Below are 15,709 nucleotides of genomic sequence, written 5' to 3'. Positions count from 1 at the left end.
GGCACCAAGCGAGGTTCAGACGCTAGCGTGTTCCGAGAAGAGGCCCAACCGGTGGGGTCCTCTCTTGTGCATATACTCCGGCCCTCCATCCTCCCGTGAGAGCTCCTTGATCGAGACCGAGACGGCCCTCCCCGCCACTGCCACCACTGATGAGCGCTGGTCCTGGCCTCCCTTGTTCGGCCTTCTCGAGATCCAATTTGGCGCCGCCGTGGGCTACCTCCAGGTGGCCGTGCCCTACTGGCTCGCGAAGGACGGGATGCCCCTCGCCGAGATCGGCGTGCTCTCGGGGACCGCCTTCTCTCCCCACGCCTGGAAGCTCCTCTGGGTGCCGCTCATCGATCTGGGGCCCTGGCGCCGGGTCTGGTACGGCGTCTCCACGCTGCTCACCGCGGTGCTGCTCCTGGCGTGCTCGGTTCTCCCCGAGCCCTCGAAGCACCTCGGGGTCTACACCCTGCTGCTCACTGCCCTTCAGGCCGCCGCGACCACCGCCCACGCGGCGCTCAACGGGCTCATGGCCATCACCACCCGCATCGAGGACAAGGGGCGCGCGGGGGGCTGGCAGATGGCTGGCAACGTGGGCTCCACGAGCCTCATCGGTGCACTGGCCATCGGCCTCGCCAGCTCCCACTCCCGCGCGGTGACAGGCATCATCCTGGCCGTGCTCGTGCTCGCCAGCAGCGCTGGCATCTTCTGGATCATCGAGCGGCCGGGAGAGAAGGCCGGGCAGTCCGTCCCCGCGCTGCGTGCAACTTGGGAGCGTACCAAGGGCATCCTGGCCGACCTCTTTCGCACGGCCTTCAGCCGGGACGGCCTCATCATGCTCGTGCTGTGCCTCATGCCTGTGAGCTGCGGCGCCCTCACCAACCTCTTCAGCGCCATGGCGGGCGACTACCACGCCCCCGAGCATGTCGTGGAATGGGTCAACGGATTGGGCATGGGCATTACCGGCGCGGTTGGCTCGCTGCTGGGCGGATGGATCTCGGATCGCATCAACCGCAAGCTCAACTACGCCATCATGGGAGGCCTCACCGGCCTGTGCGCGCTCGCCATGTCCGCCGGGCCGATGACTCCGACGACGTACATCGTCGGAGCGCTCGCCTACAGCTTCGCCAACGGCATGGGCTTCGCCGCCTTCGCCGGCATGGTGCTGGAGATGGTCAGCTCGGGTGCGGCGGTGACCACCAAGTACACGCTCTTCGTGGCCGCCTCGAACTTCGCCATCAGCTACGTCACCGCGCTCGACGGCCACGCCTCGACCTTCCTGGGCATGGGCACTCGCGGGAGCATCGTCTTCGATGGCCTCATCACCTTCGCAGGCATCGCCGGGATGGGGCTGCTCTTCCTGCTCTTCCTGCGCAAGAAGCCGCAGCCCACCACGGCCTGAGTTCGCTCACCGGTGGAAGTCGAGCCGCACCCACTCGCCCTGGGCCGCACCCGCCTCGGGGATGAGCCCCTGGGCGCGGTACGCCGCCTCCACTTCGGCCTTCTGGTGCGCGAGCACTCCGGCCAGTACCAGCCGCTCCTTCACCTTGGGCCCAATCAGCGGTGCCAGCGCGATGAGCGTGTTCGCCAGGATGTTGGCGACCACCAGATCGAACGGGCCCTTCACCTGCGTCAGCTCCTTGCCGGACAGCTCCAGTTCGGGCGTGTTGTTCACCGAGGCGTTCTCGTGTGCCAGCTCCACGGACATCGGATCGTTGTCCGTGCCCACCACGCGGCCCGCGCCCAGCTTCTTCGCCGCGATGGCCAGCACCCCCGTCCCCGTGCCCACGTCCAGCACGCTCGCCCCCGGGTGCGAGGTCATGTACGCATCGATGGCTGCCAGGCACAGCGAGGTCGTCGGGTGGTCGCCCGTGCCGAAGGCCATCTTCGGCTCGATGACGATGCGGATCTTGTCCTGGGGCGCCGACTCCGCCTCCCACGGCGGCCCCACCCAGAGCCGCCCCACCTGCACGGACTTGATGAGCGCCTTCCACTCGTTGCTCCAGTCCTGCTGCGGCTTCTCCTCCAGCAGCAAGCGGGCGTCTGGATGGTCCGCGGCGACCTCGGCCTTGGCGGACTCGGCGGTATCCATCTCCTCGAAGTAGGCGATGACGATGGCCTCGCCCGGGTTGGGGCCGCGCACTCCCGGCATGGGGGGAGCCTCCCGGTCACGCACCTCGAGGCCCATGGCGCCCGCGTCGTGGAGCAGGTCCTGTACGGCCTCCGACTGATCCTCGGGCAACTCCACGGTGAGCGACAGATAGGTCTGGGACATGCGCGCCCTTTATCCCTGGTGTGACTATGGTGGAAGAGCCATGAGACTCCTTGTCCTCGGCCCCCTGGCCCTCACCCTCGCGTGCTCCGGTCCCGAAGCTCCGGACGATGCGCTCTGTCGGGATGTCATCACCCGCGTGTGTCTGGCGCGGACCTGTGCCGGGGTGAGCGAACAGCTGGCCCTGGGAACCGGGGACTGCCAGGCCACGCTCCAGGAGCGCACTGGCTGCGCCTCGGAGGACTTCGCCTTCTCCTCGCCGTCACGTGAGCGCATCCTGAGCTGCCGCCTGCCGCTGGTGCGCAAGAGCACCGACCTGGACAGGGCGCCGTCCTGCGGGGATGTGGCGGAGGTGCTGCAGAGCTGCCCGGACGTCATCAACTTCCTGGGAGGGCGCCAGCCATGAAGTGGAGGCGACTGGCCGGCGGAGTCCTGGCGCTGACGGTGGGGTGCGCGCCCATGCAGTCGGAGCGCCGTGTGGAGCGGGGCCCGCTGTTGCGCACCTATTCCAAGGACGTGGCGCTCGGGGACCGCATGCTGACGGCGCACGTGGAGGCGCACTGGCCTCGGCTCCTGGTGCACTTCGCGACCTCGGAGATGTGCCGCACCGAGCAGCACGAGGAGTACGTGGAGAACGTCATCACCGAGCGCTACGAGCCCTCGGCTGGGCCCGCCATCAGTGCCGGAGCGGCGAACACGGCGGTGGGCGCGGGGCTGCTGCTGGCGCGGTCGCTCTTCTCGGCGGAGCCCAAGCGCGACGTCATCGATCGCGAGGGCCACTACGGCGCCTCCTCGCGGAAGGTGGCCACGGTGTGGGGCGTGGTGCTGCTGTCACTCGGGGCGCCGGCGCTCGTCACGGGCATCATCCAGACGCTGCGAGCAGGGGAGGAGACGGACACGCGCAAGGCGGACTCCGTGGTGAGCCTGCGCGAGGCGCCCTGCCACCCGCAGCCGGCCAGCGGCACGGTGGAGTTCGCTGGAGGGCCGGGTGCACCTCCGGAGCCTCGGCCTCTCACGAATGGCACGCTGGAGTTCACGGCGGAGGAATTGCGAGGCACGGGCTTCGTGGGGTTCCTCGTGGGCACCGAGCCGGCGGCGCTCAGTGAGGAAGACCAGGAGCTGCTCTCCACCTTCCGCATCTGCAGCCGCGCGCTGGTCGAGCGGTTGGATCCGGCAAAGCTCGCCCAGGAAGAACCCGCGCACCTCCAGGCGATGCGCAAGCGGGTGGCGGCGTGCAAGGTCATCCCCGAGGCGCCGGTGGAGGATCGGTTGAAGGCGTTGGACGAGGCGCTGGCCGCGCGTGGCGAACAGCCTGAGCCGCCGGACGCCCCGAGGGTGAACTCCTTCGAGGAGGCGGTGGCGGCCTACAAGCCGGCGCTCACGCTCACGGCGGACAGCCCGGATCTGGAGAAGCTCGAATCTCCGGCGCTGGAAGGCCAGACGGTGCTGCTGCGCGGAGTGCTCGAGCGGCGCGAGGAGCAGAACATCGCTGTGGTGCAGGTGGGCGACACGCGGGTGCTGGTATTCGTGGCGCCGGACCGTTTGTGGGCCCAGGACTTCCCCCGGGGCTCGCGCGTGGAATTGGTGGGCGTGGTGATGGGGCGGCAGCGACTCGGGGTGCTGGAGGCCCCGCTGGTGCGCGCCGTGTGGATGCGCACCGCGCTCTGACAGTGTAGTCAAATCGCGCTGCCGCAAGATTCCACTGACGATGCCTTAGACCCCCAAATAATCTCAGGGGTTTATGAATTGTCTTGGTTTTCAAGGAAACTGTTGAAGAGTTCACCCGACAACTCCGAGTCCGGAGGATCAGGGTGAAAGCGTACCGCCACCATCGATTGCACATGCTCCTGGCGGTTCTCGCCGCGAGCACCCTGGGTTGTTACGGCGAGGCCAGCCTGGAGATCCCCTCCGTGGGCGGGCGGCCGGATTACGACGACCCGAATCCGCAACCTCCCCCCGTGGATGGGACGGGGACGCTGCACTGCCAGGAGTCGAGCGTGCCGGCCAGCGTGAGCCTGGCGACGATCTCGGCGGACTTCGGGCAGGTGGTGTACCCGGCGATGATGCGCCAGGACTCGGGGTGCGTCTCGTGCCACTCCACCACGAGTGGCCGGCAGTTCAAGGTGAGCGCGGACCCGACGGAGACTTTCTACGCGGCGCGCGCGGCGGGTTTCCTGAGCACGCAGCCGGGCTCCATCGTGTCGCGCCTGGTGGCCACGGATGAGAGCGCGCGCATGCCGCGCGGCCAGCCCGCGTGGAGCGCCCAGGAGATCTCCGCGATGGCCAGCCTCACCTGCCAGCTGGCGGCGGTGGAAGTGCGCAGTCCGCAGACGCCTCCGGACGAGGAGTTCCCTCCGGCGCTGCTGCAGGCATACACGGGGCCGCAGGTGGCCACCTATGACAACCCCTTCCTCGGCTACGTGCAGTTGAAGGGGAAGGTGAAGCAGGTGTTCAACGACGACTGGATCCGCGGCGGGGTGGACAAGTTCGCCTCGCACGTGGGCCTGTTCGGCGGCGTGGACTACGAGCAGTACTTCGTCGAGGCGCGCGTGGCCTCGCCGGACTTCCTGCTGGGGTTGGATGATCTGGCGGCGGACGTGTGCCTCCAGGCGGCGCGCAACAAGACGGGGCCCTTCGCGGGCCTGGACACCTCGGCGTCCATCATCGACACGCCACCGGCCGCCACCAAGCAGTACGAGGCGGAGACGACGGCGGACCTGACTCCCAGCACGGGTCAGCGCACCTCCACCGGGTGGGACCTCTATACCAACGGCACCCTCACCACGACGACGGGTTACAACTTCCCCGTCACCGGCACGTACGTGCTCACGGCGCGGGCCTACGGCAGCCAGTGCGGCCCGGACCTGCCTTCCATGGATCTGCGCGTGGACGGCACCACGGTGAAGACGTTCGCCGTGACGGCCACGACGTACGCGGACCACGCCGTCACGCTCCAGGTGACGGCGGGGCTGCACACGGTCTCGGTGGCCTTCACCAACGACTACAACCAGTCGGGCGTGTGCGATCGCAACCTGTACGTGGACTGGCTGAAGGTGAACGGCCCCACGGAGGCCTCCACGGGCACCACGCGCGCGGACGCGGCCAAGGCCAAGGTGGACACCCTCTACCGCCGCATGCTGTTCCACCCGGCCAGCACGCAGGAGAAGACGGATGCCTACACGCTGGTGAAGGATCTCTCGAGCTACGAGGCGGATCTGCCCAAGGCGTGGAGCGGGGTGTGCGAGGGGCTGATGCGTGCGCCGGACTTCCTGTTCACGCTGCCGCCCTCGTACGAGGTGCGCACGGGCGTGGACCGGGACCGGCTGCTGCTGGTGAAGCTGGCGCAGGACCTGGTGGGCCGGCCGCCCAACGCCACGGAGCTGGCGGCCTTCGAGGGTGGGAGCAAGACGTGGGAGCAGATGGTCGATGGGTACCTGGCCTCCACGGAGTTCCGCTCGTACTACTTCCACAAGATGCGCATCCGCACCGAGAGCGAGGGCACGGCGGACACCGACGAGCCCGCGCGGCTGTGGACGTACCTGGCCACCACGGGCACGCCGATGCAGGAGCTGCTCACGGGTGACTACTCGGTGTCGGCGGACTACGCGAAGGTGTCGCGCCCGGCCGAGCACGGCCACACGGGCGTGCTGACCATGAAGGGCTTCATCAAGAACAAGCCGGGCCTGCCGCACTACAACTACGCGGCGCGCGTGATGACGGACTTCATGGGCTCCATCTTCGAGATTCCCTCGGAGGTGTTCGACATGCGCGGGGCTGCGACGGCGGCCTCCACGGTGGACCCCACCAGCATCTGCTTCTCGTGCCACCAGACGCTGACGCCGCTGTCCCACCAGCGGCTGCGGTGGAACGACGACGGCACCTACCGGACCACGGATGATCAGGGCCGCACCCTCGATGACAGCGACCGGGGCCTGGTGGGCACCTACGCCTTCAAGGGGCAGGGCATGCCGGCCTTCGCGCAGCAGGCGGTGAAGAAGGAGGCCTTCATCCGCCGCACGGTGAACGCGCAGTACATGATCTACTTCGGGCGGGAGATGCGGCACACCCAGGATGAGCGTGTCATGTACAAGAAGCTCTGGGACGTGGCGCACGAGAGCGACGGCAACCTGAAGGCGGTGCTGAAGACGATCGCCCTCTCCAACGAGTACACCCACCGCTGAGCCTTACAGGGAAGCGCACCATGAAACGTCGCCAATTCCTCGCCGGCGCGCTCGCTGGCACCGCGATCAGCACCTTGGACTGGCTCCGCTTCTTCCGCAGCTTCGGCGTGCCGGGCACGGCGAAGGAGCTGGGGATCGCCGAGGCCGCTGCCGCCGAGCAGTCCGCCACGCCGCACTTCCTCATCTACTTCTTCCAGGAGGGAGGCTGGGACGGGTACTCGATGTTCAACCCGGTCCACACGCCGAATGACGCCACGCGCGTCATCCCCGCGGGCACGCTGACGCCCACGCCCTCGTGGAGCCAGCACCTGTACCGGCCGAAGGGCTACGGCACTTCGCCTCTCAACCCGCCGAAGACGGCGGGCAACATCCAATACGGGTACCTGGCCGAGGACGCGGTGTCACTGTTCCCGGACATGGCGGTGGTGTCGAGCCACAACGGGAATACGTTCCACTCGGGCGGACGGTGGGAGTACCACTACGGGCGCTACAGCGCATCGCTGTCGGCGTACCGGCAGCCGAACGAGCGCACGGTGATGCAGGCCTTCTGCGAGGCCTACGGCAACGGCTACCTGCTGCCGCATCTCAGTTGGCACCGCTGGCTGTCGGACGGCGAGCTGTCGGTGCCGTCGTATCCGGAGGGTACGGGCTATTACGAGAAGCTGGGGCCGGTGCACGCGCACACGCAGTACGGCAAGACGCCGACGGACATGCGCAACCGGCTCATGTCGCTGGGCAGCGTGTCGCAGGGGCAGCGCAACCAGCGCATCCGCCAGTTCACGGACAACCTGCAGGCCAACCTGCTGGCGGAGAAGAACGGCGAGTCGGTGCGCGCCTTCTCCTCCGCGCTGACGATCCACAAGGCCCTGACGGGGGGCACCAACGTCACCATCAACCCGGCGGCGATGTTCACGGACGCGAACCTGCGTGCCGAGTTCGGTATCACCTCCGCGGACGAGACGACGGAGGCCTCCTCCATCAACGGCAACCCGGCCCGTTCGAAGGAGACGCCGAACACCAACGTCCAGGCGATGATGACGTACGAGATGATGACGAAGGGGCTGTCCATCGGCTTCTTCATCGAGAACCGCGGGCTGCGGCTGTACGACTCGCACCGGGATCGCCGCTTCATCATGAGCAACCAGGGGCAGGCGGACCAGGCGGCCACGATGCGGAAGAACCTGTGGGCTCCGCTGAAGACGCTGGTGGCGAAGCTGAAGGCCACGCAGTACGGGACTTCGGGCAAGAGCTACTTCGACTACACCACGATCGTCCTGGCCTCGGAGATGGGGCGGACGATCAGCGGGGACGTGGCGGCGATCCTGGCGAACACGGGGCTGACGGACACGCAGAAGTACGACGAGATCATGAACCAGGATTGCTGCCAGCACTGGCGCGTGAGCAGCGTGGCGTTCCTGGGAGGCACGGTGAAGGGCAACACGCAGTTCGGGCGGGTGGGCAGCGTGTCGCTGGAGGGCATCCCGATGATGCCGGACGGCACGCTGGACCCGGCGTACAACCCGGACACGGGCTTGCTGATCTCCGGGCGGACGAAGAACGCGAACAGCTTCATCTCGGACCCGGGGCATGTGTACTCGACGGCGCTGCATTTGTCGGGTCTGGATCCGGTGGCGCTGCGCACGGCGGGCAAGGGCAAGAACGACCGGCCGGCGATGACGTTCGTGAAGAAGCCGTGAGTGGAGGCCCTCGCTGACCGGTGAGCCTGTTGAGTGGTATGGCTCCCGGTCGCGATGGCACGGAAGAGTCAGTCAGAGGGTGGCTTCACGGGCGGGATGGATACCTTCCTGCGCTCGGTGACGTTCTTGCGCGAGAACGTGCCGGACCTGGGGAAGTACCCGTTCACCATTCCGGCCGTGAAGGGCCTGGAGACGCTGGAGTTGCATCCGCAGGTGACGTTCTTCGTGGGAGAGAACGGGAGCGGGAAGTCCACGCTGGTGGAGGCGATCGCGGTCGCGGCGGGCTTCAACGCGGAGGGTGGGAGCCGGAACTTCAACTTCGCGACGCGGCGGTCCGAGTCCGACCTGCACAAGTACCTGCGGCTCTCGCGAGGGATACGGAGGCCGAAGACGGGGTACTTCCTCCGGGCGGAGAGCTTCTTCAACGTCGCGACGGAGATCGAGAACAACCTGGACGCGCTGGCGGGCCATGGAGGGATCAGCCACCACGAGATGTCCCATGGCGAGGCGTTCCTGGCGTTGGTGAAGGAGCGCTTCTGGGCGAACGGGCTCTATCTCCTGGACGAACCGGAGGCGGCCTTGTCGCCGCAGCGCCAGCTCGCGTTGCTGAGGGCGATGCATGAGCTGGTGAAGAGCTCCTGCCAGTTCGTGATCTCGACGCACTCGCCGCTGTTGCTGGCGTATCCGAACGCGCGCATCTACCACCTGTCGGAGCAGGGGCTGAAGCAGGTGGAGTACGAGGAGACGGAGCACTACTCGCTCACGCGGGACTTCCTGTTGAATCGGGAGGCGTACCTGCGCCGGTTGCTGGAGGAGTGAAGGAGCCGTTCATGACTCTGTATCGGGCAGGTTTGCTGTGGTTGTTGGTGGTCTCGATCGCGTGCAGCGGCGTTCCGCAGGTAGTCCGCGTGGAGAGAGGCCCGCAAGGGAAGACCCTCCTCCATATCCCCCGTGCCTCCTCGCTGCAGCCCGTGCCCGTGGAGAAAGCGGAGTTCCAGCAAGCCCTCAGACCTCTGGCGCAAACCGTACGGCTGCCCGGCACTCCGCGCGAGACAGTGGAGCAGACGTTTCAGATGGATGCGCTCAGTGGCAACTACCTCTACCTGCAGCGGGACAAGAAGCTGGTACCAGCGGGACCTGGAGAGGCCTGGGAAGGCACGCTGACGCAGGAAGACCGCGACACGGCTGAGCGCTACAGGCTGTGGTGCCGGAGCGTGCACGGCTTCTATGGCGACTGTCTCGGGGGAGCGTTGGTGGGCGGGCGCTACCTGGACATGCAGGGCCGCTACGTGTGGGCGCTGGCGCTGAGCAAGAGCCCGGTGCTGGACGAGATGAAGCGGGCACTGGGGGACATGGCGAACTTCCGAGCTGTCTTCGGCGCGGCTCTGTGGGCGGGAGCGTCCATGCTGCTGATCCTGGTGCTCAACCCTCTGGCGCCCGGGCTGGTAGCGGCGATTGGAGTCGGGTTGGTGCTGTACGTGGGCTACGAGACGCTTCACAGCCTGATCAGCGGTTGGTACCGGTTGATGGAGGACGTGAAGGCAGCCCGTACCTTCGAAGAGATCCGCGACGCGGGGGAGCGCTTCGGAAAGGTGATTGGGACTGAATCGGCGCGTGCGCTGGTGATGCTCGTCATGGCGGCGATCGGGCAGACGGCACAGGGGTTCGCGTCGAAGTTGCCGACGCTGCCGGGCTCGGCACAGGTTGCTGTGCAGGCGGAGACCCAGATGGGGCTTTCGCTACCGGCGCTGGCAGAGGTGGAGGAACTGGCTGTCACGGCGGAGGGCGTGCGCGTCGTGTTGCCGCCGGGGGCTGTGGCGATGGCGGGACGGCCCAGCGGCGGAGAGGATCCCTGCGTCCAGACCCATCACATCGCGACCATCTGCAACGACAAGTCCACCGCACGTGGCGGACCATGGACGCCGCGCTTCCGAGAAATCTTTGCCAAAGCGGGGATGGAACTGGACGATCTGACGAACGAACTCCCCATTTCAGGTCATAGGGGACCGCATCCCCAGCAGTATCACGAGATGGTGTACCAGACGCTGCGCAGGGCGACAGCCAACTGTCGTTCGGTCGCCGATTGTCGACTGCGGTTGACGAGTGCGCTGCGGGAACTTGCCAGCCAGATCGCTACGCCGGGTACGAAACTGAATCGACTCGTCACCCGAACCGAACCGCTGTAGGTGCGACTTCATGCCTCGGCGCTTCTTCGAGTTGTGCGATGACGTGGAGTTTCCGGGACGCTGGCATCTGGGAACCCCTGTTGATGGTACAGGCCTCAAGCTGGAGAGTGAGCGGTTCACGAACGGAAGACCGGTGAGTATCGAGGGGCGCTTGAAAGTCCCTGTCGAGCAGAGGGGAACTCCATTGGACTTCTCGGAGGCTGGCATAGGCGTCGCGGTCGTCCACGTGAAGGCTGCTGCCCTCTTTGCGGAGCTGGCCCCGGAAGACGTGCAGTTGATCCCGGTGGAGGTTGAGGGACGACCCGAGGAGTACTCGATTCTCGTCGCCACACGTCTCATTCCCTGCATCAACGAGGAGCTATCGGGAGTACGGTTCTGGACTCCTGAACACGGTATACCCGAGATGGTGGGCCAATATATCTCGATAGATGATCTGCACATTGATGAGGCCAGAGCAGGCAGCGCCAAGGTGTTTCGCCCCGATGGATGGGAAGTTGCCCTGATCATCTCCCATGAGCTCAAGGAAGCACTTGAGCACCTGGGATGCACGGGAGTGAGGTTCAAGCCTGTGTAGCCTCGTTGCGGGCAGGCGACTGGCGGGACGAGAAAGCTGTGAGTGACTGGGGGCACGCCGTGGCGGATGAACTCTCTGCAGTCGCCTCTAACAGGGATAGGCTGTCGGTATCGAATGGCCGTGTCCGTGGATTCCTCAGGCGGCTCGTGGGAGCACTTGATCTCTTTACGGGCGTGACCGCCATCTGGGGCGGCATCGAGTTGGCAGGCTGGCCGGATGGCACGGGGCCTGTGATTCGGATGCCCCTGTCGATGCTGGAACACAGCCCGTTCCACGACTTCTTCGTGCCTGGGTTGTTGCTGTTCTGGCTCGTGGGCGTGCTCAACCTGATAGCGGGAGTGCTCGTGCTGAGGCGTCACAGGTGGAGCGAGTTCCTCGCGGTGATGGGAGGCGGCTCGCTCACGGTGTGGATCGTGACGGAGATGGTGATGCTGCGCGCCGCCCACTGGCTCCAGGTGCTCTACCTGGTGGTGGGGTTGGGCACCTTGGCGACGGCCCTGGGCCTCTGGCGTCTCCGGACGCTTCGCAGAAGCTGAGAGCAGGCCCTGGGGCGGCGCGCTCTGGCTGAACCGGCATGCTTGTCATACCAGTTGGCGCGTTGCGCGCGGAGGGGGCTGGCCTCCAGCTCTGGATGCAGGGGATTGCCGCATGATTCGGTTCCAGCGCTGTCTCCTACGTAGTAGGTATGTAGAAGCCTGCTAACGTAGTGGGTTGAATGCACCCTTGAGATGAGCTACTGGTTGGAGGTGAGCGAGAAGCGAACGGAGACCTGCACGGCAGCTTCGCGGTATCGCGAATGTCTGGTGGCGTCGTTGGCGGAGGTACTGCGCTCGGGTGCGCGTTGGGGCGCACTGTTCGCTTACCGCCTGGAGGAACTGGCGGACGTCCTGGTCAGTCAGGAAACCCCAGGGCAGACCAACGGCCCCTTCTGCTTGGACTGTGGAGGTAAGGGCTGGCTGCACATGACGAGTGGCCTGCGTGGGCGTGAGGTACAGCGATGCGACTCGTGCCTTGTCTTCTCGACGGACGAAGATGCTACAGAGAAGCATGCAGTGGACTGTGGCTGCGCGTGGGCAGGCAGCCGTTCACGGTAGCTTCGACCGAAAACGATCCCAGCGGGACTTGAGGGCCTCCCGGCTCACCAGACCGGGCTTACAGCCCAGGAGGTTGCCTGCTAGGTGGTCGTAGCCCATGCCTTGGACTTTGGGATGCAGGCTGAGCTGGAGCGTGTCTGGATCGATGCCGAGCAGATCGAGATCGAAGAGCGTGTGGATATCAGCTCGCAGCAGCAGTCCGTTGGCGCGATGGTGATCCTTGACACCTCGATAGGGCGAGATGTGTGCTGCTTCGAGCAGGTCCGGAAGCCTGCATCCAGTCACCACACAGGTGTCTCCAAAGCGCTTACGGAGTGCCTGGCGGAATGCAGCTTGTCCGCGCCGCGCGCGAATCTGCCGTGCGATGAGCTCGCGCTTGTCCTGCTCATCGAGCACATAGGGATCTTCTGAGGCGTCGTGGGCAAACAGGACAATGCCCTGATGTGAATCGCGAACCGACTCGGCCAGGTTGACGAGCCTCCTGGAATCTCCCCGCAATCGCGTCAGGTCCAGGCGCTGGATGGCCAGTTGCCCGTTGTACTTGAGGCAAGCCTGCCGCACCTGCTCGACTGGAATGCGTTCGGGGACCTTGCGGCACGTGCCGTCAAAGTGCGCCTCGTATTGAGTGCAAGGTCTATAGGTGAGGATCGGGGTATCGAACGCGTGTCCAGCCTTGCACCGATAAGGGGGGCGAGTGTTGCTGCGGACCTTGATGGTCGCGATGTTGCACTCGGGACAGCGTCTGAACTCCTTGCTGCCTTCCCGAGTGACGAGTCGGGTCACCTGTGCGACGCGGAGAACCGCATCGTGGTCGCACAGGATCAGCAGGTCTCCTTCGGCCATCTGCTTGTGGTTCGGGACGAAGCTGTCGTAGCGGTAGACCTTGTCCAGGTCATCGTCATATCCCACGTTCCCTGCATACTCGCGCTCTGCTCCTAGAGAGAGCGCCAACCAGGCACGCTGAGGCTCCATGCCCCGCAGTGGAGGTTTTCAGCGGCCAAGGTTGAAGGACTCGGCAGGTTGGGAGATGCAATGAGGAGGTAGTACGGATGTTGGGAGGTCTCTCTTGTTCAGTTGGATTCCACGAGCTCAAGAGAAAGGGAGTCTCTCTCTGCCTTCAATTCGTCAATCTTCTTTTGCAGCGTCGAGGCCAGGGAGTTTCTCAGAATCGCGACGAGCGATTCTCTCAAAGATCTGGGTTCGAGGATCTCCGCATCGCTTCCCCAGCTTAGCACCCATCGGAGCGCCTCAATGCTGCTGACATTCTGACATCTGACAATGTTTCGCCCGTCAGGCAAGGGGTCCACTGTTTGCGTAACGGACAGAGGATAGATGCGTGCCAGAAGGGTGGTCCATGGGGCCATCATTACTGAAACTGTAATCAGTTCTCCGATATCGGTCTCGACGAGGTTGGAAAGTATCTGATCTCCATCGTATGGGAAGCCTCCCTCGGTGTGAATTTTGCCCTGCTGCATCTGGGTGATGCGCGCAGCTTCAATGAGGCAATAATTGGGGGACTCTGTATTCCAGGCGAAGAGATAATGGCACTTGTTGATGGTGTGTATGCAGTATGGGACGAAAACGCTCGACACCGTGCCGGTTGTGCCGGGTAAGATATAGGAAATGTGTAATACCGTCTCCTCGTCGATGGCTCGGTCGATAATTATCAGGGTGGATGGAATGTCGAGTGTGGATATGATTCGCTCATTCTTGCTCTTCTTCCGTGTTCCTGGAGCAGGTGTGTCGGGCTGTGAGTGGACCGGAGGGATTTGATTGGAGTCGGTGTTGGTGCTTGCTATGGGGAGAGAGGGAATGTTTTGAGAAAACAGGATGATGGGATCGTCAGTGTTTGTCGTCTTGGTGAATGGAAGTCCTGCTTCTTTGAGAATCTCGAGGTCGCGCTCAATAGTGGCTTCGCTGGCTTTGAGTGTTTTTCTCAAGTCCTTCATCGAAAGGCCTTCCGGGCTGCTCCGAACGAGCTCCATCAGGCGCCACTGTCGCACGAGCGTTGTCTTGATGCTTTGTTGGGTCATATGGGGCTCTTTCTGCTCTTTGGCTCATCTCTTGTTTTGGATGGCGCAATGGGCTGATTCGTCAGGCGAAATTCCTGTCGAATCTGCGGGGACGGCTTGGTCGGTCTTGCGATAAAACGAGTCTGAGTAGAGCATGCTGTCGATCATCCGTGCAATCAGGTAGTCTGTCGAGGGCCAACTCAACAGGTAAGGTGATTGCTGGAGCGTCATGGTTGAGGTGCCGCCTGCACCGTGACGACAATGGTGTAGGCCTTCCTTTTACTTCTGGGGCCGGTGTCCGCCGATAGACCGCGCTTCGAACCACTTGGTCTCAAAAGGGCCAGATGGGCAAGAGTCGCCCAATAGAGGGCATCTGACCGGTCTAGAGCGGGGACTGGCGTCGAGCGAGAGCAGGGCGGTCGCAGCAGGAAGATCCTTAAGGGGAAAGCAAGCCCCGCGATCTACACGGTCGGTGGTGTGGAACCGTGTTCTTGCGAACTACGCCGAGAAGTTTGGCGGACACTCCATAAGGGAGGCGGGGGCTTCAATCCGCCCCTTACCTGAGTGCGAGCTGGAGGTCCGCTATCACAGCGCGGACTGGACGGCCTGCTCCAACTCCTGGCGCGTCTGCCAGTCCACCGGACGGCGGCCGTTCGTCAGCTCCAGCGTGTTGCCCGTGACGGCCACGTTTGAGCTGTCCGCCACGCTCAACTGGATGCGCTGGAGCTTCTCCCGCAGCGCCGACTTGCCGACCTTGTCCTTCGCCAGCGCCTCCAGCACTTCTTGCGCACGGTCCGCCAGGAACCCGAGCGACCTCAGGTCCTTCGCGGAGGTCGCCTGCACGTCCGTTCCCAGCACTACGCTCACCGTGTTCTCCAGCAAGCTCCGGAGCTGCGTCTCCAGCGCCGCCAGTCTCCGCCGCAGTTGGAGCAGCGAAGGCGTCGGAGGTGCGTCCCGCCGCAGCGATCCGAACGCAGCGGCATCGTGCACGGAGATCGCCTCGATGGTACCCACCGGCACCAGCACCAGATCCTCGTAAGGTACGCCGCTCTCCCGAGGCACGTGCACCAGCGCCACCCGGCCCTCACGGCGATCCTCCAGGATCTCTCGCAGGATGCCCGTGACACCCCGCCCGCTGCGCAGCAGCAGCGTCATCCTCGGCAGCGCCACCGGAATCCCCGCCTGCTGCCGCCAGAACAGCCGCTGCAGCACGCCCATCGTCGAATCCACGCCATGCGCCTTCCACGAAAGGAACGCAGCCAGTGAATCCTCCACGTACGGATCCTCGGGAGCTGCCTCCAGCACTCGCTGGATCGCCTGCTGGCGGTCCTCCACGTCGTCCACGTTGGTGACGGGCTCGTGGTCCAGCGTCAGCACTCCGTCCTCGAAGCGCACCATGCTGGAGCCCGACGACGCCCTCGTCGTGTTGCGGATGACGATGCGCTTCAGGGTGCTCCGCAGTGCCTCGCGGCCCAGCTCATCCACCGTGATGGCCTTCAGCGCTCCCACCAGTGGCGTGAAGTAGATCTTCGGCCACGCCTCCTCGTAGAGGTGCTCGTAGCCCTCCACCGCCAGCGTGCCCCAGTCCACCTCCACCGGCACGTCGAAGTGCGCGGCGGCCTTCACTTCCTTCTCGAGCTTCGGGTAGGCCGTCTCCTCGAACTGGCTGGCGGCCTTGCGCTCCGCGATTCCCATCCGTTCCTCCTCCAGG

13 protein-coding genes are annotated in these 15,709 nt (G+C 65.0%); 9 read left to right on the top strand and 4 right to left on the bottom strand.

Features of this window, described 5'->3' with window-relative positions:
• Positions 1 to 106 precede the first annotated feature (106 nt).
• A complete protein-coding gene (locus KY501_RS04105; protein ID WP_224361191.1) occupies positions 107 to 1,384 on the top strand; it encodes an MFS transporter in 1,278 nt (425 codons plus the stop codon).
• Between the two features lie 6 nt (positions 1,385 to 1,390).
• On the opposite strand, the gene KY501_RS04100 is transcribed toward KY501_RS04105, so the two are convergent.
• The gene (locus KY501_RS04100; protein ID WP_224361190.1) at positions 1,391 to 2,257 is read right to left on the bottom strand and encodes a 50S ribosomal protein L11 methyltransferase; all 867 of its coding nucleotides are present in this window, start codon (positions 2,255 to 2,257) and stop codon (positions 1,391 to 1,393) included.
• Between the two features lie 40 nt (positions 2,258 to 2,297).
• Here KY501_RS04100 and KY501_RS04095 point away from each other — a divergent pair, with 40 nt between their 5' ends.
• The 8 genes from KY501_RS04095 to KY501_RS04060 all read left to right on the top strand — a co-directional run bounded on the left by KY501_RS04095 (position 2,298) and on the right by KY501_RS04060 (position 11,428).
• Positions 2,298 to 2,660, top strand: coding sequence for a hypothetical protein (locus tag KY501_RS04095; RefSeq protein ID WP_224361189.1), 363 nt, complete (start codon positions 2,298 to 2,300; stop codon positions 2,658 to 2,660).
• Complete coding sequence (locus tag KY501_RS04090) at positions 2,657 to 3,922, top strand: hypothetical protein (protein WP_224361188.1); 1,266 nt, start codon at positions 2,657 to 2,659, stop codon at positions 3,920 to 3,922. Before KY501_RS04095 ends, KY501_RS04090 begins: the two co-directional genes overlap by 4 nt.
• A gap of 173 nt (positions 3,923 to 4,095) precedes the next feature.
• Positions 4,096 to 6,435: a carbohydrate-binding domain-containing protein gene (locus KY501_RS04085; protein WP_224361187.1), complete on the top strand. Its 2,340-nt coding sequence runs from the start codon at positions 4,096 to 4,098 to the stop codon at positions 6,433 to 6,435.
• A gap of 20 nt (positions 6,436 to 6,455) precedes the next feature.
• Positions 6,456 to 8,132 carry a DUF1501 domain-containing protein gene (locus KY501_RS04080; RefSeq protein ID WP_224361186.1) on the top strand — a complete coding sequence of 559 codons (1,677 nt, stop codon included), beginning with the start codon at positions 6,456 to 6,458 and terminating at the stop codon, positions 8,130 to 8,132.
• A gap of 54 nt (positions 8,133 to 8,186) precedes the next feature.
• Positions 8,187 to 8,951, top strand: a complete 765-nt coding sequence (locus KY501_RS04075; RefSeq protein ID WP_224361185.1) for an AAA family ATPase — start codon at positions 8,187 to 8,189, stop codon at positions 8,949 to 8,951.
• Between the two features lie 11 nt (positions 8,952 to 8,962).
• Positions 8,963 to 10,318 carry an AHH domain-containing protein gene (locus tag KY501_RS04070; protein WP_224361184.1) on the top strand — a complete coding sequence of 452 codons (1,356 nt, stop codon included), beginning with the start codon at positions 8,963 to 8,965 and terminating at the stop codon, positions 10,316 to 10,318.
• Between the two features lie 10 nt (positions 10,319 to 10,328).
• A complete protein-coding gene (locus tag KY501_RS04065) occupies positions 10,329 to 10,892 on the top strand; it encodes an imm11 family protein (protein ID WP_224361183.1) in 564 nt (187 codons plus the stop codon).
• A gap of 146 nt (positions 10,893 to 11,038) precedes the next feature.
• A complete protein-coding gene (locus KY501_RS04060) occupies positions 11,039 to 11,428 on the top strand; it encodes a hypothetical protein (protein ID WP_224361182.1) in 390 nt (129 codons plus the stop codon).
• Positions 11,429 to 11,977: 549 nt separating this feature from the next.
• Here the strand turns inward: KY501_RS04060 and KY501_RS04055 are convergent.
• The 3 genes from KY501_RS04055 to KY501_RS04045 form a co-directional block, all read right to left on the bottom strand.
• Positions 11,978 to 12,895 carry an HNH endonuclease gene (locus KY501_RS04055; protein ID WP_224361181.1) on the bottom strand — a complete coding sequence of 306 codons (918 nt, stop codon included), beginning with the start codon at positions 12,893 to 12,895 and terminating at the stop codon, positions 11,978 to 11,980.
• 161 nt (positions 12,896 to 13,056) lie between these two features.
• Positions 13,057 to 14,019 (bottom strand): helix-turn-helix transcriptional regulator, encoded by a 963-nt coding sequence (locus KY501_RS04050; protein ID WP_224361180.1) that lies wholly within the window; start codon positions 14,017 to 14,019, stop codon positions 13,057 to 13,059.
• Positions 14,020 to 14,583: 564 nt separating this feature from the next.
• Positions 14,584 to 15,693, bottom strand: coding sequence for a hypothetical protein (locus KY501_RS04045; RefSeq protein WP_224361179.1), 1,110 nt, complete (start codon positions 15,691 to 15,693; stop codon positions 14,584 to 14,586).
• Between the last annotated feature and the right edge of the window lie 16 nt (positions 15,694 to 15,709).

Origin of the sequence: Hyalangium versicolor (assembly GCF_020103695.1) — a bacterium.
Taxonomy (GTDB): Bacteria; Myxococcota; Myxococcia; order Myxococcales; family Myxococcaceae; genus Hyalangium; species Hyalangium versicolor.
Note: the sequence above shows the minus strand (reverse complement) of the source record. Positions and strands in the feature narration are given on the sequence as shown.

Coding starts and splice junctions, on each gene's coding strand:
- KY501_RS04100 (WP_224361190.1), bottom strand. CDS start 2,257: ATGTCCCAGACCTATCTGTCGCTCACCGTGGAGTTGCCCGAGGATCAG.
- KY501_RS04095 (WP_224361189.1), top strand. CDS start 2,298: ATGAGACTCCTTGTCCTCGGCCCCCTGGCCCTCACCCTCGCGTGCTCC.
- KY501_RS04065 (WP_224361183.1), top strand. CDS start 10,329: ATGCCTCGGCGCTTCTTCGAGTTGTGCGATGACGTGGAGTTTCCGGGA.
- KY501_RS04050 (WP_224361180.1), bottom strand. CDS start 14,019: ATGACCCAACAAAGCATCAAGACAACGCTCGTGCGACAGTGGCGCCTG.
- KY501_RS04075 (WP_224361185.1), top strand. CDS start 8,187: ATGGCACGGAAGAGTCAGTCAGAGGGTGGCTTCACGGGCGGGATGGAT.
- KY501_RS04085 (WP_224361187.1), top strand. CDS start 4,096: ATGCTCCTGGCGGTTCTCGCCGCGAGCACCCTGGGTTGTTACGGCGAG.
- KY501_RS04090 (WP_224361188.1), top strand. CDS start 2,657: ATGAAGTGGAGGCGACTGGCCGGCGGAGTCCTGGCGCTGACGGTGGGG.
- KY501_RS04045 (WP_224361179.1), bottom strand. CDS start 15,693: ATGGGAATCGCGGAGCGCAAGGCCGCCAGCCAGTTCGAGGAGACGGCC.
- KY501_RS04080 (WP_224361186.1), top strand. CDS start 6,456: ATGAAACGTCGCCAATTCCTCGCCGGCGCGCTCGCTGGCACCGCGATC.
- KY501_RS04070 (WP_224361184.1), top strand. CDS start 8,963: ATGACTCTGTATCGGGCAGGTTTGCTGTGGTTGTTGGTGGTCTCGATC.